Consider the following 19,838-nt stretch of genomic DNA (forward strand, 5'->3'; position numbering starts at 1 on the left):
TGAACCGAGGAGGGATCGATGTCGGACGTCGCCGTCGCTGAAGTGGGCTTCTTCGACCGGGCACTGAAGAAGGTCTCGCTGCTGTGGCGGGACATGGCCTCCTCGGTTTCCACCCCGACCGAGGGCCTGTCCTGGGAGGCCAGGATGCGCGCCTGCCTGGAGGCGCCGGGCGGCGAGGTGTCCGCCCGCGCCCGCGCGGCCGACCTGGCGCAGGCCTATCTGGTGCTGGACGAGACGGGGCGGGTGGCCTTCTTCAAGGCGCTGGCCGGCTTCGACTCAGACCCGGCGGCGGTGGAGGGGGCGATGCGCGAGGTGAGCGCGGCGCCCGACAACGCCGCCCGCGCCAGCGCCAAGGCGAAGCTGCGCCGCGTGCTGGAGCCGCCGCGCCTGCGGCTGCTGACGCAGTTCACCTCCATCCCCAACGGCATGAAGTTCCTGGTGGACCTCCGCGCCGACCTGGTGCGGCTGATGGGCCAGGACCCCATGCTGCGCGCCCTGGACGCCGACCTGCGCGGCCTGCTGGCGAGCTGGTTCGACCTCGGCTTTCTCGACCTGCGGCGGATCGACTGGAACTCGCCGGCGGCGCTGCTGGAGAAGCTGGTGGGCTATGAGGCGGTGCACCGCATCCGCACCTGGCGCGACCTCAAGAACCGCCTGGATTCCGACCGCCGCTGCTACGCCTTCTTCCACCCGCGCATGCCGGAGGAGCCGCTGATCTTCGTCGAGGTGGCGCTGGTGAAGGGGCTCTCCGCCTCGGTGCAGGCGCTGCTCGACGAGCGCGCGCCGGTGCAGGACCCGCGCGCCGCCGACACCGCCATCTTCTACTCCATCAACAACTGTCAGCGCGGGCTGGACGGCATCTCCTTCGGCAACTTCCTCATCAAGCGGGTGGTCTCCCTGCTGTCGGAGGAGTTCCCGAACCTCCGCGCCTTCTCCACCCTCTCGCCCATTCCCGGCTTCCGCCGCTGGCTGGAGGAGCAGCTCATCGAGCCGCACCCGAAGCTGCTGACGGAGGAGGAGAACAGGCAGCTCGTCGAGCTTTCCGGCCTGCCGGATGGCAACGCCGCGCTGCGCGCCCTGCTGGGCGGGCGCCGCCCGCTGACCGAGGGCTGGGGGCCGAAGGCCGAGGCGGTGCTGACCCGGCTCTGCGCCCGCTACCTGGTGCTGGAGACCGGCAAGGGCGGCCGCCGCGCGCGGGACCCCGTGGGGCATTTCCACCTGTCCAACGGTGCGCGGGTGGAGCGCGTCTGCTGGCGTGGCGACGTGTCGGAGAAGGGGATGCGCGAGAGCCTCGGCTTCATGGTCAACTACCTCTACGACCCGGCCCGGATCGAGGACTACCACGAGGGCTATGTGGGCGAGGGCAGCCGCGCCGCCGCGCCCGCGCTGCGCAAGCTGGCCCGCAGCGGGCCCTGAGCGCCGCCCAGGCCCCAGCCTGGCGGTGGCCTCAGCTCAGCTCGTCCTGGGGGCGGGCACCACCACCTCCCCGCCCAGGGTGGCGAGGGCGTTGAAGGCGGGCCGCGCGAACAGGTAGCCCTGGAACAGCGTGACCCCGAGATCCCGCAGCGTCAGGTACTCGCCCTCCGTCTCCACCCCCTCCGCCACCACCAGGATGGACAGATCCCGGCACATGGCGATGAGGTGGCGCAGGATGGTGCGCCGCGCCGCGTCCCGGTCCACCCCGCGCAGCAGCCCCATGTCGAGCTTGACGATGTCCGGCTGGAACATGGCCAGGAGGTTCAGGCCCGAATGGCCGCTGCCGAAGTCGTCGATCGCGGTGCGGAAGCCGATGGCGCGGTAGGTGGAGAGGATGTTGAGCAGGTGCGCGGGGTCCTCCATCGCCTCGCCCTCGGTGAACTCGAAGAGCAGGCGCTCGCGCGGCAGACCGACGCGCCGCGCCGCCTCCAGGCTGGCATGGATGCAGGCGCGGGGCTCATAGACCGCATTGGGCATGAAGTTGATGGACAGGAGGGCACCGGTTCCGCCCAGCCCCAGCGTGGCGGCCTGCTCGATCGCGCGCACGCGGCAGCGCTGGTCGAAGGCGTAGCGGTTGTGCGGGCCGATCTGGGAGAAGACGCTGCCGGCGGGCTCTCCCTGCGCCCCGCGCACCAGCGCCTCATAGGCGAAGATGGCGCTGCCTGCGCCGTCGAGCGACAGGATGGGCTGGAAGGCCATGGCGAGCGGCGGCAGGCTGGCCAGCGCGTCTGGCCTGCAGCCGGGGCAGCCGCTCATCGCGGAAGATGGTTCGTGGTGCATCCGGATGGGTCTTCCTGCGGCCATGTGCCTGCCGGCCGCGCGTGTGTTGCCAGGATTGGGCAGCTTAGCAGGCTTTGGTGAACACGGGGTGACTTGGTGGCGGGGGTAAGAGCTTCTAGGCTGGCCGGATCCAGGACCAGACCACCCGAAAAGGGGAGCCCATGAATGCCACGCCCGACCGGCGCGCCCTGCGCGCCGCGGAAGACCCCGCCCAGCGCCTGCGGCTGCTGCGGGCGCTGGAGAGGAAGCTCCTCTGGCTCTCGGCCTGGACCATCCACCACGCCAACCACATCCGCCCCAACCGCGACGGGCTGAAGGTGGGTGGCCACCAGGCCTCCTCCGCCTCCGTCGCCGCCATCATGACGGCGCTCTATTTCGATATCCTGAAGCCGCAGGACCGCGTGGCGGTGAAGCCGCATGCCGGGCCGGTGTTCCACGCGGTGAACTACCTGCTGGGCCGGCAGGAGCGCGAGAAGCTCTCCACCCTGCGGCAGTTCGGCGGCATCCAGCCCTATCCCAGCCGGGTGAAGGACGGGGCGGAGGTGGATTTCTCCACCGGCTCGGTGGGGCTCGGCGTGGCGCTGACCAGCTTCGCCAGCCTGGTGCAGGACTATGTGCACCTGCACGGGCTGGCGCGGGAGGGCATGGCGCCGGGCCGGCACGTCGCCATCGTGGGCGATGCCGAGCTGGACGAGGGCAACATCTACGAGGCCCTGCTGGAAGGGTGGAAGCACGACATCCGCAATGTCTGGTGGGTGGTGGACTACAACCGCCAGAGCCTCGACTCCGTGGTGCCGGACCGGCTGTTCGGCCGCATCGAGGGGCTGTTCCGCGACATGGGGTGGAACGTCGTCACCCTGAAATACGGCCGCAAGCTGGAGGCCGCCTTCGCCCGCGAGGATGGCGAGCACCTCCGCCGCTGGATCGACGACTGCCCGAACAGCCTCTACTCGGCGCTCACCTTCCAGGGCGGCGCCGCCTGGCGCGCGGCGCTGCTTTCGGAGCTGGGCCGCATCCCCGGCATCCGCGCCATCATCGACCCGCTGACCGACGAGGAACTCGGCGCGCTGATGATCAATCTCGGCGGCCACGACATCGAGACGCTGACCGAGGCCTTCCGCGCCCAGGAGGTGGCGGGCGACCAGCCCACCTGCTTCATCGCCTACACGGTCAAGGGCATGGGCCTGCCCTTCGCCGGGCACAAGGACAACCATGCCGGGCTGATGACGCGCGAGCAGATGGAGGCGTTCCGCGCCGAGATGGGCATCCGCCCCGGGCATGAGTGGGACCGCTTCGAGGGACTCGACATCCCGGAGGACGAGTTGGCCGACTTCCTGGCCAGCCTGCCCTTCGCCCGGCCGCTCACGCCCGAGGGGCGCTGCCTCTCGGCCCCCGCCGTGCCGGTGCCGGACACGCTCAGCCCGCCCCGCCTGCCGCCCAACCGGGTGCTCTCCACCCAGGCCGGCTTCGGCGAGATGCTGGCCGAGATCGGCCGCGGCGGGCGGGAGACGCAGGCGATGGCCTCCCGCATCGTCACCACCAGCCCGGACGTGACCGTCTCCACCAGCCTCGGCCCCTGGGTGAACCGGCGCGGCATCTTCGACCGCCACCTGAAGAACGACGTGTTCCGCGACGCCAAGCTGGCCTCCGCGCAGCGCTGGGGCATGTCGCCCAAGGGGCAGCATGTGGAACTGGGCATCGCCGAGCAGAACCTGTTCCTCGTCCTCGGCGCGCTGGGGCTGGCGGACCGGATGCACGGGGCGCGGCTGCTGCCCGTCGGCACGGTGTACGACCCCTTCGTCAACCGTGGCCTCGATGCGCTGATCTATGCCTGCTACCAGGATGCGCGCTTCCTGCTGGTCTCCACCCCCTCCGGCCTGACGCTGGCGCCGGAAGGCGGGCAGCACCAGAGCAGCAACACCCCGCTGCTCGGCATCGCGCAGGACCGGCTGGCCAGCTACGAGCCGGCGCACACGGACGAGCTGGCCATCCTGCTGCGCCACGCCTTCCACCACATGCAGCAGCCGGACGGCTCGGCGGTGTGGCTGCGGCTCTCCACCCGCGGCATCCCCCAGCCGGAGCGGGTGCTGGACCCGGCGGCGGTGATCGCCGGCGGCTACTGGGCCGTGCCGCCGGAGCCGGGCGCGCGCATCGCCATCGCCTATCAGGGCCCGGTGGCGCCGGAGGCCATGGCCGCCTTCGAGGCACTGCGCGAGGAGGAGCCGGGGGCGGGGCTGCTGGCCGTCACCAGCCCGGACCGGCTGCATGCGGGCTGGCTGGCGGCGCGCCGCGCGGCCCGTGGCGGCCCCGGCGCCGCGCCCTCGGCCATCGAGCGGCTGCTGGCGCCGCTGGCGCCGGGCGCCGCCATCGTCTCGGTGCTGGACGGCCACCCGGCCGCCCATGCCTGGATGGGGGCGGTGCGCGGCCAGCGCGTGGTGCCGCTGGGGGTGGACCGCTTCGGCCAGTCCGGCGACATCCCCGATCTGTACCGGGAATACGGCCTCGACTCGGACGCCATCCTGGATGCCTGCGCCCAGGCGCTGCTGGAAGGTTGAGGGCACCGCCGCGTGACCCGGGCGGGGAGGACCCGCCCGCCACCGGAGGGTTGGTTGCGGGACGCGGCACCGCCGCGCCAGCGCCCGCCCGCCCTGTGCGCCGGCCTTTCGTGCCGGGTTCCCGCGCCGGCCGGAGGGATGCCTTCCTCCAGCCGGGACCTGTCTCCCCATGAGCCTGCTGTTTCCGCCCCTGTCCCGCCGCGGCCTCGTCGGCACCGGCACGCTGGGCCTGCTGGGCGCTGGCCTCGCCCGCCCCGCCGCCGCAGCCGGGCCGCAGCCCCCGCAGCCCGCCGATATCGGGCGGGTGGAGAATGGCCGCGTCACCTTTCCCAACTGGAAGGGCGAGGCGGACCGGCCCTCGCCGCCGCCGCCCGCGCCCCTGCCGCCCGGGCAGCGGGTGGGCTTCGCCCTGGTGGGTCTGGGGCGGCTGAGCCTGGAGGAGCTGCTGCCCGCCTTCGGCGAGTGCCGGCGCGCCCGACCGGTGGCGCTGGTTTCCGGCACGCCGGAGAAGGCCCGGGCGGTGGCGGAGCAGTATGGCATCCGCCGGGAGGCGATCTACGACTACGCGAGCTTCGACAGCATCCGCGACAATCCGGACATCCAGGTGGTCTATGTCGTGCTGCCCAATGGCATGCACCACGAGTTTACCTTACGCGCCGCGCGGGCCGGCAAGCATGTGCTGTGCGAGAAGCCGATGGCCAACACCGCGGCCGAGGCGCAGGAGATGGTGGAAGCCTGCCGCGCCGCCGGAGTGAAGCTGATGGTGGCGTATCGCTGCCAGCACGAGCCCTATAACCGCCAGGCGGTGGACCTGCTGCGCGCGGGCGAGCTGGGGCGGCCGCGCTTCATGGAGGCGATGAACACCCAGGTGCAGGGGGAGGTGGCCCAGTGGCGCTTCAGCAAGGCGCTGGCCGGCGGCGGCGCCCTGCCCGATATCGGCCTCTACTGCCTCAACGCCGCGCGCTTCTATTCGGGCGAGGAGCCGGTGGAGGTGTTCGCCCGCATCGACAGCCCGCGGGACGACCCGCGCTACCGCGAGGTGGAGGAAAGCATGGCCTTCATGCTGCGCTTCCCCTCCGGCCTGATCGCCAACTGCGCCTGCAGCTACGGGGCGCACGAAAGCAAGGACCTGCGGGTGCGGCTGGAGAAGGGCTGGATCGACGTGGAGAACGCCTTCGCCTATCGCGGCCAGTCGCTGCGGCTGGCGCGGCGCGTGGGCAAGGCGGAGGGGATCGAGGAGCGGCGCCTGGGGCAAAGGAACCAGTTCGCCGCCGAGATGGACCACATGGCGCAATGCGTGCTGGCCGGCCGCGCGCCCCGCACCCCGGGCGAGGAGGGATTGCAGGACCACCGCGTCATGGAGGCGCTCTATGAGCGCGCGCGGAGCGGCGGCCCCGTCGGCCTGCCCGCCGTGGCGGGGCCCGACGCCACGCGCGGGCCCGGCCTGGAGGAGGAAGGCTAGAGCCGTTTCCGTTCGCCTTGGCTCGCGTCCACTGCTCCAGCCTTCTGTTTTTGCGAGCATCTTCACCCGATCGGATGCTTCCATCTGATCGGGATCTGCTCTAGTGTCCTGATCGCGAAATTCCTACGATCATGTAGGTGATCGTAGGGAGATTTGCGATGGGCAAACCGGCGGTGACGATTACGCTGAGCGAGGCTGAGCATCGGGAGTTGGAATCCCTGGCTCGAGCCCGCAAAACCGGGCAGGCCATGGCGCGGCGGGCCCGCATCGTGTTAGCGGCGGCCGCGGGCCTGGAGAACAAGACGATCGGCGCTGAGGTCGGCGCGGACGCCAACACGGTGTCGAAGTGGCGGCGCCGCTTCGCCGAGCATCGGCTGGATGGGCTGCTGGATGAGCCCAGGCCTGGCACGCCCCGCACGATCGGCGATGACGCGATCGCCGACACCATCCGGCTGACACTGGAAACAACGCCGCCCGGTGCGACGCACTGGTCGCTGCGCTCCATGGCCAGGGCTGTCGGCTATGCACCCTCGACTATTCACCGGCTCTGGCGGGCCTTTGGGCTGCAGCCGCACCGGAGCGAAACCTTCAAGCTCTCCAATGACCCGCTCTTTGTTGAGAAGGTGCGCGACATTGTCGGGCTGTATCTCAGCCCGCCGGAGCGAGCGCTCGTGCTATGCGTGGATGAGAAATCGCAGATCCAGGCACTGGACCGCACCCAACCGCTGTTGCCGATGCGTCCCGGCCAGGCGGAGCGGCGCACGCACGACTATACCCGCCACGGCACCACTTCGCTGTTCGCGGCGCTCGACATCGCGACCGGGACAGTGATCGGCCGCTGCTACCCGAAGCACCGTTCCACCGAATTCCGGAAGTTCCTGGATCAGGTGGAGAAAGCCGTGCCGCCGGACCTCGACGTCCATCTTGTGATGGACAACTATGCCACCCACAAAACCAAGCCGATCCGCGACTGGCTGCTCAAGCGCCCACGCTGGCATGTCCATTTCACGCCCACCGGCGCCTCCTGGATCAACCAAGTCGAACGCTTCTTCGCCCTGATCACCGACAAGCAGATCCGCCGCGGTATTCACCGCTCCACCCAGGCGCTCGAGCGCGACATCCGGGCCTTCATCGAGGTCCACAACGCCAATCCAAGGCCGTTCCGCTGGACCAAGTCCGCCGACGACATCCTCGCTGCTATCCACCGCTTCTGCCAGCGCACGCAGCAGATCGGAGGAACTACAGAATCAGGACACTAGGGGCGGATGGCGGCGCCCGCCCCGGCCGGGCGCCGGAAGAACTCCTCCAGCCGCCGGATGGTCTCGCGCGCCAACGCCGTGTCGATGGCGAAGCAGAGCCGCAGCTTGCCCTGGCCGGAAGCCCCGAAGGCGGTGCCCGGCGCCAGCCCCACCTTGGCCTCGCGCAGGATGCGCACCGCCAGGGCCTTGGCGTCCGTCTCGCCCTCCACCGAGAACATCACGTAGAAGCTGCCTTCCGGTGCCTCGGCGCGGATGCCGGGAATGGCGGCCAGCCCCTCGCAGATGATGCGCCGGCTTTCCCGGCAGCGGCCCACCATGGTGCGGATGAAGTCGTCCCCCCGCTCCAGCGCGGCGATGCAGGCATGCTGGATGAAGGTGGGGATGCTGGTGGTGTTGTACTGGCCGAGATTGTCGAACACAGACGCCATTCCCTCGGGGAAGATCAGCCAGCCGGCGCGCCAGCCGGTCATCGCCCAGTTCTTCGAGAAGGTGTTGCTGACCAGCAGCTTGTCGGTGCCGTCGCAGATCTCGAGGAAGGAAGGCGCGATGGCGTTGCCATAGGTGAAGTGGTTGTACACCTCGTCCGACAGGATCCAGAGGTCGTGCCGGCGCGCCAGGTCGCGCAGCGCCTCCATCTCGGCCCGCGGCATCACCCAGCCCGTGGGGTTGGAGGGCGAGTTGATGGCGATGACCCGGGTGCGGTGGGTGATGGCGGCCGCGATGTCCTCCAGCGCCAGGCTGAAGCCGCCCGCCGCCGTCTGGCGCAGCGCCACCGGCACCGGCACGCCGCCCAGCACCCGCACCGTCTCGCCCAGGTTGGGCCAGTGGGGGGCGGGGAAGATCACCTCGTCCCCGGGGCTGAGGACGGCCTGCAGCCCCTGCATGATGGCGTTCATGCCGCCCGCCGTGATGGTGAAGCGGCCGGCCGGCACCTCCACGCCCCAGTGGCGGCGGTGGTAGTCGGACAATGCCTGCCGCAGCCGGGGCAGGCCGAGGGCGTAGGTGTAGCGCGTCTGGCCCTCCCGCATGGCGGCGGCGGCGGCCTCGACGATGAAGGGCGGCGTCGGCAGGTCTCCCTCGCCGATCCAGAGCTTGATCACCTCCGGGTCGTCCCGCCCCAGATCGGCGATCTCCGCGATCTGGTTGACGGCGAGCGCCCGGATGCGCTCGGGCAGGTCGTCCGGCGGCGCGTGGCGGGTGGGGGCGGGGGGTGTGGCGGTGCTCATGCGGACCTCGGGCGGCGTCGGGGGATGTGTGCCGGGCGCCGCGCGGCCGCGCAAGCGGAACGGATCGGGCAGGGATGGGCCTGGGGACCCTTTCAAAGACGCTGCCGCTGCGCTAAACGCGCCCCCTTGTGGAGACGCCGGGACTGCGTTCGCGGGCGTGGTGGAACTGGCAGACACGCTGGATTTAGGTTCCAGTGGCGCAAGCCGTGGGGGTTCAAATCCCTCCGCCCGCACCACCGGCGGCCCGGCGCAGGACTGAATTTCAGGAGCATGGTGTGGCGATGCAGGTGACCGAGCTGGCAGCCGAGGGGCTGAAGCGGGCCTTTACCGTGGTGGTTCCGGCGGCTGATATCGCCGCGGCGCGCGATCAGCGTCTGGTCTCGCTGGCCAAGGAGATCCGCCTGCCGGGCTTCCGCCCCGGCAAGATCCCGATGGGCGTGGTGAAGCAGCGCTACGGCTCCGCCGTCATGGGCGAGGTGCTGGAGGAGCAGGTGCAGTCGGCCACCAAGGCGGTGGTGGACGAGCGCGGCCTGCGCCCCGCCATGCAGCCCAAGATCGAGCTGGTGAACTTCTCCGACGGCGCCGATCTCGAGTTCAAGATCGAGCTGGAGCAGCTGCCCGAGATCCCGCTGCCCGACTTCTCGGCGATCAGCCTGGAGAAGCCGGTGGCCAAGGTGGGCGACGAGGACGTCACCAAGGCGCTGGAGGGCATCGCCTCCCGCAACCGCGCGATGGAGGACGTGGCCGAGCCCCGCCCTGCCGCGCAGGGCGACGTGGTGGTGGCCGATTTCGAGGGCCGGCTGGTGGATGAGAGCGCCGAGGGCGGCCTGTCCGAGCCCTTCCCCGGCGGCACGGGCGCCGACATGCCGGTGGAGATCGGCGGCAGCGGCTTCATCCCCGGCTTCGCCGAGGGTCTGGAAGGCATCCAGGTGGGCGAGACCCGCCATGTGGACGTGACCTTCCCGGCCGAGTACGGCGCCGCCGAGCTGGCGGGCAAGCCCGCGCGCTTCAAGCTGACGGCGAAGAAGCTGCAGAAGCCGGTGGACGCCGCACTGGACGACGACTTCGCCAAGAAGCTCGGCCTGGCCAGCCTGGACGAGCTGAAGCAGCGCATCACCGAGACGCTGCAGGGCGAGTACGACCAGCTCTCGCGCCTCAACGTGAAGCGCAAGCTGCTGGATGCCCTGTCGGCGCAGGCCAGCTTCGAGGTGCCTCCCTCCATGGTGGAGGCCGAGTTCGCCCAGATCTGGCAGCGCGTCGAGGCCGACCTGAAGGCGGGCCGCCTGGACGATGAGGACAAGGGCAAGGACGAGGAGACGCTGAAGGCCGACTACAAGGCCATCGCCGAGCGCCGGATTCGCCTGGGCCTGCTGCTGTCCGAGATCGGCCGCAGCAACAACATCCAGGTGACCAACGAGGAGCTGTCCCGCGCCATGCGCACCGAGGCCCAGCGCTATCCGGGCCAGGAGCGGCAGGTGCTGGAGTTCTTCCAGAAGAACCCGCAGGCGATCGAGAACCTGCGCGCCCCGATCTTCGAGGAGAAGGTCGTGGACTTCATGCTGGAGCTGGCCCAGGTCACCGAGAAGGAAGTGCCCGCGGGCGAGCTCTCGGCCGACCCGGCCGCCTGAGCGGCGCCGCAGGGCCGGGTGGGACCGCGGGCCGGGGGTGGATTTGCCGCTCCCGGCCCGCCGCCATATGCGCCGCCCCTCTTTCGCGCCGGCTTCGGCTGCCCCATGTTAACCTGTGAAGCTTTAGGGTGACGGCGGCGGGCCGGTGCCGGGGCGCCGCGGGCAGGGGCCCGCGGGAGGGTTCCGGGCACCCGCTGCCGCGAGAGGATGCAAAATGCGGGACCGCGATCCGGTCGAACTGTACAACAACCTCGTCCCGATGGTCATCGAGCAGACCGCCCGGGGCGAACGGGCCTTCGACATCTATTCGCGCCTGCTGAAGGAGCGGATCATCTTCCTGACCGGCCCGGTCTATGATCAGATGTCGTCGCTGATCTGCGCCCAGCTGCTGTTCCTGGAAAGCGAGAATCCGAACAAGGACATCGCCTTCTACATCAACAGCCCGGGCGGCGTGGTGTCCGCCGGCCTCGCGATGTACGACACCATGCAGTACATCCGCGCCCCGGTCAGCACCGTCTGCCTCGGCATGGCCGCCTCCATGGGCAGCCTGCTGCTGACGGCCGGCGAGAAGGGCAAGCGATTCGCCCTGCCCAACAGCCGCATCATGGTGCACCAGCCCTCCGGCGGCGCGCAGGGCCAGGCCACCGACATCGAGATCCAGGCGCGCGAGATCCTGGCGCTGCGCAAGCGGCTGAACCAGATCTATGTGCGGCACACCGGCCAGCCGCTCGAGGAGATCGAGCGCAAGCTCGAGCGCGACAGCTACATGTCCGCCGAGGAGGCCAAGGAGTTCGGGCTGATCGACCAGGTGGTCGAGGAGCGGCCCGCCACCCCCGTCGAGGCACCGAAGGGGTGAGATGGCGCCGGGACCGAACAGTCCCGGGGCAGACCCGCAGGGCGGGGGTGGGGCCGGCGCGGGCCGCCTGCCCCTGTTCCAACTTCCCCCTGGATGACAGGGGGGCTACAGTCCCGCAAGATCGCCCGGCCCATCGCCGGGGGGTCCAGGAGCGCGCATGAGCAAGTCCGGCGACTCAAAGAACACCCTGTATTGCTCGTTCTGCGGCAAGTCGCAGCACGAGGTACGCAAACTCATCGCCGGCCCGACGGTCTTCATCTGCGACGAGTGCGTCGAGCTCTGCATGGATATCATCCGTGAGGAGCACAAGACGCACCTGGTGAAGTCCCGCGACGGGGTGCCGACCCCGCGCGAGATCTGCAAGGTGCTGGATGATTACGTGATCGGGCAGGAACACGCCAAGCGCGTGCTCTCGGTTGCGGTGCACAATCACTATAAGCGCCTGGCCCACGGGGCGAAGAGCGGCGAAGTCGAGATCGCCAAGAGCAACATCATGCTGGTCGGGCCCACCGGCTCGGGCAAGACGCTGCTGGCGCAGACCCTGGCGCGCATCCTCGACGTGCCCTTCACCATGGCCGACGCCACCACGCTGACCGAGGCCGGCTATGTCGGCGAGGATGTGGAGAACATCATCCTCAAGCTGCTGCAGGCGGCCGACTACAATGTGGAGCGGGCGCAGCGCGGCATCGTCTATATCGACGAGGTCGACAAGATCAGCCGCAAGTCGGACAACCCCTCGATCACGCGCGACGTGTCGGGCGAGGGCGTCCAGCAGGCGCTGCTCAAGATCATGGAAGGCACCGTGGCCTCGGTGCCGCCGCAGGGCGGGCGCAAGCACCCCCAGCAGGAGTTCCTGCAGGTCGACACCTCGAACATCCTGTTCATCTGCGGCGGCGCCTTCGCGGGCCTCGAGAAGATCATCGCCGGCCGCGGCAAGGGCTCGGGCATCGGCTATGGCGCCGACGTCAAGGGCCCCGATGAGCGCCGCACCGGGCAGATCCTGCGCGAGGTGGAGCCCGAGGACCTGCTGAAGTTCGGCCTCATCCCGGAGTTCATCGGCCGCCTCCCCGTGGTCGCCACGCTCGACGACCTGGACGAGAAGGCGCTGATCGAGATCCTGACCAAGCCGAAGAACGCCCTGGTCAAGCAGTATCAGCGCCTGTTCGAGATGGAGGCCACCAAGCTGACCTTCACCGATGACGCGCTGCGCTCCGTCGCCACCCGCGCCATCCAGCGCAAGACCGGCGCCCGCGGCCTGCGCTCGATCATGGAGGGCATCCTGCTCGGCACCATGTTCGACCTGCCGGGCCTGGAGGATGTCGAGGAGGTGGTGGTGAACAAGGAGGTGGCCGAAGGCCGTGCCGCCCCGCTGTTCATCTATGGTGAACGGGCGGCGGAGCAGTCTTCCGCATGAGGCCGGCCCGGCCTGGCACGCGGGGCTGGCCTGCATGGCTTGCCCTGCGCGCCGGCCGGTCCCATCTCCTGGGAGAACCCCGTGGCGCGGGGCCGTGCCGAGATGCGGGCGGATCTGCGCCGACTGTCCTGAGTGAGGTCCCCAATGGCGGATAAGAAACCCGAATTGCTGAGCGGTGAGCTGCTCCCCGTATTGCCGCTGCGGGACATCGTCGTCTTTCCCCACATGATCGTCCCGCTTTTCGTGGGCCGGGAGAAGAGCGTCCGCGCCCTTGAGGCCGTGATGCGGGAAGACAAGCAGATCCTGCTCGTCGCCCAGCGCAATGCCGCGCAGGACGATCCGGGCGCCGAGGAGTTGTACGATGTCGGCACGGTCTCCACCGTGCTGCAGCTCCTCAAGCTGCCGGACGGAACCGTCAAGGTTCTGGTCGAGGGCGGCAAGCGTGCGCGCGTGCTCGGCTTCAAGGAGACCGACCAGTACTTCGAGGCCTATACGGCCCCGCAGGAAGAGGAGGCCGCCGAGTCGCCCGAGATCGAGGCGCTGGCGCGCACCGTGGTCGGCCAGTTCGAGCAGTACATCAAGCTCAACAAGAAGATCGCGCCCGAGGTGCTGGTCTCGATCAACCAGATCGAGGACTCGGCCAAGCTCGCGGACACGGTCGCCAGCCACCTGAACCTGAAGATCGCCGAGAAGCAGGAGCTTCTGGAGATCGCCAGCGTCTCGGCCCGGCTGGAGCGCGTCTTCGCGCACATGGAAAGCGAGATCGGCGTCCTTCAGGTGGAGAAGCGCATCCGGAACCGCGTCAAGCGGCAGATGGAGAAGACGCAGCGCGAGTACTACCTGAACGAGCAGCTCAAGGCGATCCAGAAGGAGCTGGGCGAGGGCGAGGACGGCAAGGACGAGGCGGCCGAGCTGGAGGCCCGGATCAAGGCCACCAAGCTTTCCCCCGAGGCGCGGGACAAGGCGCTGGGCGAGCTGAAGAAGCTGCGCTCCATGTCGCCCATGAGCGCCGAGGCGACGGTGGTGCGGAACTACCTCGACTGGATCCTCTCCATTCCGTGGAAGAAGAAGTCGAAGGTCCGCAACGACCTCCTCAAGGCCGAGGAGGTGCTGGACGCCGACCATTACGGCCTGGACAAGGTCAAGGAGCGCATCCTCGAATATCTGGCGGTGCAGTCGCGCTCGCCCAAGGTGCGCGGGCCGATCCTGTGCCTCGTCGGGCCTCCGGGCGTCGGCAAGACCAGCCTCGGCAAGTCCATCGCCAAGGCCACCAACCGCAACTTCGTGCGCATGTCCCTGGGCGGCATGCGGGACGAGGCGGAGGTGCGCGGCCACCGGCGGACCTATATCGGCTCCATGCCGGGCAAGGTCATCCAGGGCATGAAGAAGGCCAAGACCTCCAACCCGCTCTTCCTGCTGGACGAGATCGACAAGCTCGGCGCCGACTGGCGTGGCGACCCGTCCTCGGCCCTGCTGGAGGTGCTGGACCCGGAGCAGAACGCCACCTTCGGCGACCACTACCTGGAGGTCGATTACGACCTGTCGGACGTGATGTTCGTCACCACGGCCAACTCCCTGCGCATGCCGCAGCCGCTGCTGGACCGCATGGAGATCATCCGCATCCCCGGCTACACCGAGGATGAGAAGGTGCAGATCGCCCGCCGCCACCTGCTGCCCAAGGTCACCGAGGCCAACGGGCTGAAGGAAGGCGAGTGGAGCGTGACGGACGAGGCGCTGCTGGACCTCGTGCGCTACTACACGCGCGAGGCCGGCGTCCGTAACCTCGAGCGCGAGGTGGGCGGGCTGGCCCGCAAGGCCGTCAAGGAGATCGTCTCCAAGAAGGCCAAGAAGGTCGCCATCAACCGCAAGAACCTCGAGAAGTATGCGGGCGTGAAGAAGTTCCGCTACGGCGAGGCCGAGGCGGAGGACATGGTGGGCGTCGTCACCGGCCTCGCCTGGACCGAGGTGGGCGGCGAGATCCTGACGATCGAGTCGGTCATGGTGCCGGGCAAGGGCAAGGTGCAGACCACCGGCAAGCTCGGCGACGTGATGCAGGAAAGCGTGTCCGCGGCCATCTCCTATGTCCGCAGCCGCTCGGCCAGCTTCGGCATCAAGCCGACGCTGTACGAGAAGCGCGACATCCACGTCCATGTGCCGGAAGGTGCGACTCCGAAGGACGGTCCCTCCGCCGGCATCGCCATGGCGACCTCCATCGTCTCCGTGCTGACCGGCATCCCCGTGCGCAAGGATGTCGCCATGACGGGCGAGATCACGCTGCGCGGGCGGGTGCTGCCGATCGGCGGGCTGAAGGAGAAGCTGCTGGCGGCGCTGCGGGCCGGCATCACCACGGTCTTCATCCCCAAGGACAACGAGAAGGATCTGGCCGAGATCCCGGACAACGTGAAGAAGGGGCTGACGATCAACGCCGTCTCGCATGTGGACGAGGTGATCAGCAAGGCCCTGGTCCGCGCGCCCGAGGCGATCGACTGGTCCGAGCCGGAGGAAGCGCCGCCGGCCACGACCGACGGCAAGACCGGCCAGCCGGCCCGCCTGCCGCACTGAGACGCCCTGCCGCGGCCTGGAAGCCGCGGCCGTGGCACGGCCTGGAGCCCGGGGAAGGGAAGCCTTCCCCGGGTTTTTTGCGGCCCGCGCGGCCATTGCGACGCTCGTGCCGTGACCGGCCTGCATCAGCCCTGGAAAATGGCGGCGGCGGGCGGCGCTGCCTTCAGCGCGGCGTTGACGGGGGAAAAACCGGCTGCCTAGTGTCGCGACGACAGGGACCGGCTTCTGCCGGTCCATGGGCCCCCAGGCGAGGATGAATCACGTGAACAAACAGGATCTCGTCGCGGTTGTTGCGGAGACGGGTGAGCTCTCCAAGGCCAAGGCGAGCGAGGTGCTCGACGCGGTGTTCGACGCGATCGGCCAGTCGCTGAAGGCCAAGCAGGAAGTCCGCCTGGTGGGCTTCGGCACCTTCTCCACCTCGCGCCGCAAGGCCGGCAAGGGCCGCAACCCGCGCACGGGAGAGGAGATCGAGATCGCCTCCTCCACCACGGTGCGCTTCAAGGCGGGCAAGGCCCTGAAGGACGACCTGAACTGAGGGCGTGGCGCCTCGCCCGGGAAGGGCGGGGGATGATGTTCGGGGGGCCGGCAGCGATGCCGGCTCCTTGTCGTTTTGGGGCTTGGCCCGAGGGGGGCGGGGAGGGTAATCGCAACCCTGCTGTGCGGGCACTTAGCTCAGCGGTAGAGCGCCTCGCTTACACCGAGGATGCCGGCGGTTCGAATCCGTCAGTGCCCATTCCCCCAGGCGACGGCCGCAGCGGAAGCTGATCAGTTCCCCATCAAATCAATCGGCGGAAAGATGAGTTTCGCCGATTGACACTGACCGGGCGGCGCCGTATTTCTCGCCCCACGACGCAAGCGGGTGTAGCTCAGTTGGTTAGAGCGCCGGCCTGTCACGCCGGAGGTCGCGGGTTCGAGCCCCGTCACTCGCGCCACGTCGCAAGGCAAAAACGCCGCCCCGGTTTGCCGGGGCGGCGTTTTGCGTTGGCCTGCTTTCCATCTTTCAATGTTCCGCAAGGCGCTCCGGGCTATGGCGATCCTGGCGTCGGGGGGGTAATGTCCGCCGCAGCGTTGCGCTGCGGCATGCCCCGTGGCGCGACACGCCGTGCGCTCCCCTGCGCATGGTTTTGTTGGGCCGCGGGCCCGAGGGACGGACGCAACATGACCCAGCCCCTGCTGGCGAACTATTTCCCGATCCTGGTCTTCCTGGCCATCGCCGCGGGTATCGCCGTGGCCATGGTGGGCGGCAGCGTGCTGGCGGCCCGCCAGAAGCCTTATGCGGAGAAGGTCTCCGCCTATGAGTGCGGCTTCGAGCCGTTCGACGACACGCGCCGGCGCTTCGATGTGCGATTCTACCTCGTCGCCATCCTGTTCATCATCTTCGACCTGGAAGTGGCTTTCCTGTTTCCCTGGGCGGTGGCGCTGGGTGATATCGGCTGGCTCGGCTTCCTTTCGATGATGGGCTTCCTGGCCGTGCTGACGGTGGGCTTCATCTACGAATGGCGCAAAGGCGCCCTGGACTGGGAGTGAGCCGCCGATGAGTGCGAGCAACCAAAGCGAGCTGAGCTGGAACCAGCAGGGCCTCCCGCCGGGCCCGGAGCAGGACGCCGTGGTGAAGGGCGTCACCGGCGAGATTGAGGACAAGGGCTTCGTCGTCGCCAACCTCGACAAGGTGGTGAACTGGGCGCGCACCGGCAGCCTGTGGCCGATGACCTTCGGCCTGGCCTGCTGCGCCGTGCCGATGATCCATGCCTATATGCCGCGCTACGACCTCGACCGCTTCGGCGTCATCCCGCGCGGCTCGCCCCGCCAGTCGGACGTGATGATCGTGGCCGGCACGCTGACCAACAAGATGGCCCCCGCGCTGCGCAAGGTCTATGACCAGATGGCCGAGCCGCGCTGGGTCATCTCCATGGGCAGCTGCGCCAATGGCGGCGGCTACTACCATTACAGCTACAGCGTCGTCCGCGGCTGCGACCGGATCGTGCCGGTGGACGTCTATGTGCCCGGCTGCCCGCCCACCGCCGAGGCGCTGGTCTATGGCGTGCTGCAGCTCCAGAAGAAGATCCGCCGGACGGGGAGCATCCTCCGTGGCTGACCAGACCGCGATCGAGACCGCCGGGGCGCAGGCCGCGCCAGGCGCGAACCAGGCCCTGCTTTCCGCCGTGCTGTCCGCCATTCCCGCCGAGGCCGTGCTCGCCTCCCAGGTGGCGCGCGGCGCCGAGGTGGAGATCCGGGTGCGGCGCGAGGCCTTGCACGCCGTGCTGCGGATGCTGCGCGACGATCCGCGCTTCGACTTCCAGCAGTGCATGGACATCTGCGGCGTGGACTGGCCGGGCCGGCCGGAGCGCTTCGAGGTGGTCTACAACCTCCTCTCGATGACGCATAACCACCGCATCCGCGTCATCACCACGACGAATGCCGAGACCCCGGTGCCCACCGTCGTCGACCTGTGGCCCTCCGCCACCTGGTTCGAGCGCGAGGCGTGGGACATGTACGGCATCGTCTTCGAGGGCCAGACCGACCTGCGCCGCATCCTCACCGATTACGGCTTCGAGGGGCATCCGCTGCGCAAGGACTTCCCGCTCACCGGCTTCGTCGAGGTCCGCTACGACCCCGAGCGGCAGGCGGTGGTCTATGAGCCGGTCAAGCTGACGCAGGACTTCCGCAACTTCGATTTCCTCTCGCCCTGGGAAGGCATGACCACGCTGCCCGGCGACGAGAAGGTGCATCTCAACCGGATCACCCGCGAATGAGCCTCAGCACCGACGACACCCCGGCCTCGGGCGGCACCCGCACGGTCGAGATCGACAGCCACACCATTAATTTCGGCCCGCAGCACCCGGCCGCGCACGGCGTGCTGCGGCTGATCCTGGAGATGCAGGGCGAGGTGGTGGAGCGTGCCGACCCGCATATCGGCCTGCTGCACCGCGGCACCGAGAAGCTGATCGAGCACAAGACCTACCTCCAGGCGCTGCCCTATTTCGACCGCCTGGACTATGTGGCGCCGATGGCGCAGGAGCATTGCTTCGCGCTCGCCGTGGAGAAGCTTCTCGGCATCGAGGCGCCGATCCGCGCGCAGTACATCCGCGTGCTGTTCGCCGAGATCAGCCGCATCCTGAACCACATCCTGAACATCACCACCTATGCGCTGGATGTGGGCGCGACGACACCCTCGCTTTGGGGCTTTGAGCAGCGCGAGGTGCTGCTGGAGTTCTACGACGCGACCTCCGGCTCGCACTACCACGCCAACTACTTCCGCGCCGGCGGCGTGGCCAAGGACCTGCCGGCCGGCCTGACCGACCGCATCGCGGCCTGGGCCGAGCAGTTCCCGAAGTTCGTGGACGACATCGAGCGCCTGCTGACGGGCAACCGCATCTTCAAGCAGCGCACCGTCGACATCGGCATCATGACGGCCGAGGAGGCGATGGAGTGGGGCTTCTCCGGCCCCTGCATCCGTGCCTCGGGCTGCGCCTGGGACCTGCGCCGCAGCCAGCCCTACGATGTCTATGAGCAGATGGACTTCGAGATCCCGGTGGGCAGCCATGGCGACTGCTATGAGCGCTACCTAGTCCGCATCGCCGAGATGCGCGAAAGCCTGAAGATCATCAAGCAGTGCCTGGCGCAGATGCCTGGCGGCCCGATCAAGGTGCAGGACAGCAAGATCGCGCCGCCGAAGCGGGCCGAGATGAAGCGCTCGATGGAGGCGCTCATCCACCACTTCAAGCTCTACAGCGAGGGCTACCACGTGCCGGCGGGCTCCACCTACACGGCGGTCGAGGCGCCCAAGGGCGAGTTCGGCGTCTATCTGGTGGCGGACGGCACCAACCGCCCCTATCGCTGCAAGATCCGCGCGCCCGGCTTCGCGCATCTGCAGGCGATGGAGAAGCTGTCGAAGGGGCACATGCTGGCGGACGCCGTGTCCGTCATCGGCAGCCTGGATATCGTGTTCGGAGAGATCGACCGGTGAGTGCGCTGAACCACGAGGAGCCGGCGAGCTTCGCCTTCGACGCGGAGAGCGAGGCGCAGATCGAGAAGATCCTGAAGCGCTATCCGGAAGGCAAGCAGGCGAGCGGCGTGATTCCGCTGCTCTATGTCGCGCAGAAGCAGATGGGGCGGGCCACCGGCAGCGCCTGGGTGCCGCGCGTGGCGATGGATGCCATCGCTGAGCGCCTCGGCATGGCGCCGATCCGCGTCTACGAGGTCGCCACCTTCTACTTCATGTTCAACACGAAGCCGATCGGGCGCTACCACCTGCAGGTCTGCGGCACGACGCCCTGCTGGCTGCGCGGTTCGGACGAGGTGCTGCGCGCCTGCAAGGATGCCGGCCACCTGAAGGGCTATGGCGACACCAGCGAGGACGGGCTGTTCACCATGACCGAGGTGGAGTGCCTCGGCGGCTGCGTGAACGCGCCCATCCTGCAGGTGGACGACGACTACTACGAGGACATGGACTACGAGAGCACGGTGAAGCTGATCGAGGCGCTGAAGCGCGGCGAGCGGCCGGAGCCGGGCAGCGCCCGGGGCCGTCTCTGCAGCGCGCCGGAAGGCGGGCCGGAGACCCTGCTCGACATTCCGCTGATGGACGCGCCGGCCGATGGCCGCGCCGTGAAGGAGTGAGAC

General features: G+C 69.0%; 16 protein-coding genes and 3 tRNA genes. 17 read left to right on the plus strand and 2 right to left on the minus strand.

The annotated features are described in order from the left end of the window. The first annotated feature begins 18 nt into the window (after window positions 1-18). Window positions 19-1,416 carry a malonyl-CoA decarboxylase gene (locus CR162_RS03055; protein ID WP_099094064.1) on the plus strand — a complete coding sequence of 466 codons (1,398 nt, stop codon included), beginning with the start codon at window positions 19-21 and terminating at the stop codon, window positions 1,414-1,416. Window positions 1,417-1,452: 36 nt separating this feature from the next. Here the strand turns inward: CR162_RS03055 and CR162_RS03060 are convergent, their stop codons facing one another. Next, window positions 1,453-2,232 carry an EAL domain-containing protein gene (locus CR162_RS03060; protein WP_245870098.1) on the minus strand — a complete coding sequence of 260 codons (780 nt, stop codon included), beginning with the start codon at window positions 2,230-2,232 and terminating at the stop codon, window positions 1,453-1,455. 185 nt (window positions 2,233-2,417) lie between these two features. On the opposite strand from CR162_RS03060, the gene CR162_RS03065 reads away from it, so the two are divergent. The 3 genes from CR162_RS03065 to CR162_RS03075 all read left to right on the plus strand — a co-directional run bounded on the left by CR162_RS03065 (window position 2,418) and on the right by CR162_RS03075 (window position 7,532). Then, the gene (locus CR162_RS03065; protein WP_141563061.1) at window positions 2,418-4,811 is read left to right on the plus strand and encodes a 1-deoxy-D-xylulose-5-phosphate synthase N-terminal domain-containing protein; all 2,394 of its coding nucleotides are present in this window, start codon (window positions 2,418-2,420) and stop codon (window positions 4,809-4,811) included. Between the two features lie 169 nt (window positions 4,812-4,980). Beyond that, window positions 4,981-6,273: a Gfo/Idh/MocA family protein gene (locus tag CR162_RS03070; protein ID WP_099094065.1), complete on the plus strand. Its 1,293-nt coding sequence runs from the start codon at window positions 4,981-4,983 to the stop codon at window positions 6,271-6,273. Window positions 6,274-6,431: 158 nt separating this feature from the next. Beyond that, entirely contained in the window at window positions 6,432-7,532 is a 1,101-nt protein-coding gene (locus CR162_RS03075; protein WP_099094066.1) for an IS630 family transposase, read from the plus strand. Here the strand turns inward: CR162_RS03075 and CR162_RS03080 are convergent. Next, complete coding sequence (locus CR162_RS03080; RefSeq protein ID WP_099094067.1) at window positions 7,529-8,758, minus strand: pyridoxal phosphate-dependent aminotransferase; 1,230 nt, start codon at window positions 8,756-8,758, stop codon at window positions 7,529-7,531. The two genes, CR162_RS03075 and CR162_RS03080, sit on opposite strands and share 4 nt — an antisense overlap. 151 nt (window positions 8,759-8,909) lie before the next feature. Between CR162_RS03080 and CR162_RS03085 the strand changes: the two genes are divergently transcribed. From CR162_RS03085 to CR162_RS03145, 13 genes are all read left to right on the plus strand, one after another. Further along, window positions 8,910-8,994 (plus strand) — tRNA-Leu (locus CR162_RS03085). A 45-nt stretch (window positions 8,995-9,039) separates the two neighbouring features. Continuing rightward, window positions 9,040-10,386, plus strand: coding sequence for a trigger factor (gene tig / locus CR162_RS03090; RefSeq protein ID WP_099094068.1), 1,347 nt, complete (start codon window positions 9,040-9,042; stop codon window positions 10,384-10,386). Window positions 10,387-10,600: 214 nt separating this feature from the next. Next, on the plus strand, window positions 10,601-11,242 hold the full coding sequence (clpP, locus tag CR162_RS03095) for an ATP-dependent Clp endopeptidase proteolytic subunit ClpP (RefSeq protein ID WP_099094069.1): 642 nt from the start codon (window positions 10,601-10,603) through the stop codon (window positions 11,240-11,242). 157 nt (window positions 11,243-11,399) lie between these two features. Beyond that, window positions 11,400-12,656, plus strand: a complete 1,257-nt coding sequence (gene clpX / locus CR162_RS03100; protein ID WP_099094070.1) for an ATP-dependent Clp protease ATP-binding subunit ClpX — start codon at window positions 11,400-11,402, stop codon at window positions 12,654-12,656. Window positions 12,657-12,800: 144 nt separating this feature from the next. Next, entirely contained in the window at window positions 12,801-15,218 is a 2,418-nt protein-coding gene (lon, locus tag CR162_RS03105; RefSeq protein ID WP_099094071.1) for an endopeptidase La, read from the plus strand. Window positions 15,219-15,471: 253 nt separating this feature from the next. Beyond that, window positions 15,472-15,753: an HU family DNA-binding protein gene (locus tag CR162_RS03110; RefSeq protein ID WP_099094072.1), complete on the plus strand. Its 282-nt coding sequence runs from the start codon at window positions 15,472-15,474 to the stop codon at window positions 15,751-15,753. Between the two features lie 126 nt (window positions 15,754-15,879). Continuing rightward, a tRNA-Val gene (locus tag CR162_RS03115) sits at window positions 15,880-15,951 on the plus strand. Window positions 15,952-16,073: 122 nt separating this feature from the next. After that, a tRNA-Asp gene (locus tag CR162_RS03120) sits at window positions 16,074-16,150 on the plus strand. A gap of 226 nt (window positions 16,151-16,376) precedes the next feature. Next, entirely contained in the window at window positions 16,377-16,745 is a 369-nt protein-coding gene (locus tag CR162_RS03125) for an NADH-quinone oxidoreductase subunit A (protein WP_176559692.1), read from the plus strand. Window positions 16,746-16,752: 7 nt separating this feature from the next. Continuing rightward, window positions 16,753-17,313, plus strand: a complete 561-nt coding sequence (locus CR162_RS03130) for a NuoB/complex I 20 kDa subunit family protein (RefSeq protein WP_099094074.1) — start codon at window positions 16,753-16,755, stop codon at window positions 17,311-17,313. Then, on the plus strand, window positions 17,306-17,971 hold the full coding sequence (locus tag CR162_RS03135) for an NADH-quinone oxidoreductase subunit C (protein ID WP_245870099.1): 666 nt from the start codon (window positions 17,306-17,308) through the stop codon (window positions 17,969-17,971). The genes CR162_RS03130 and CR162_RS03135 overlap by 8 nt, the downstream gene beginning before the upstream one ends. Next, complete coding sequence (locus CR162_RS03140; protein ID WP_099094076.1) at window positions 17,968-19,185, plus strand: NADH-quinone oxidoreductase subunit D; 1,218 nt, start codon at window positions 17,968-17,970, stop codon at window positions 19,183-19,185. The genes CR162_RS03135 and CR162_RS03140 overlap by 4 nt, the downstream gene beginning before the upstream one ends. Continuing rightward, window positions 19,182-19,835 (plus strand): complex I 24 kDa subunit family protein, encoded by a 654-nt coding sequence (locus CR162_RS03145; protein WP_099094077.1) that lies wholly within the window; start codon window positions 19,182-19,184, stop codon window positions 19,833-19,835. Before CR162_RS03140 ends, CR162_RS03145 begins: the two co-directional genes overlap by 4 nt. The last annotated feature ends 3 nt before the right edge of the window (window positions 19,836-19,838 follow it).

Origin of the sequence: Teichococcus rhizosphaerae (assembly GCF_002631185.1) — a bacterium.
GTDB classification, from domain to species: domain Bacteria; phylum Pseudomonadota; class Alphaproteobacteria; order Acetobacterales; family Acetobacteraceae; genus Pseudoroseomonas; species Pseudoroseomonas rhizosphaerae.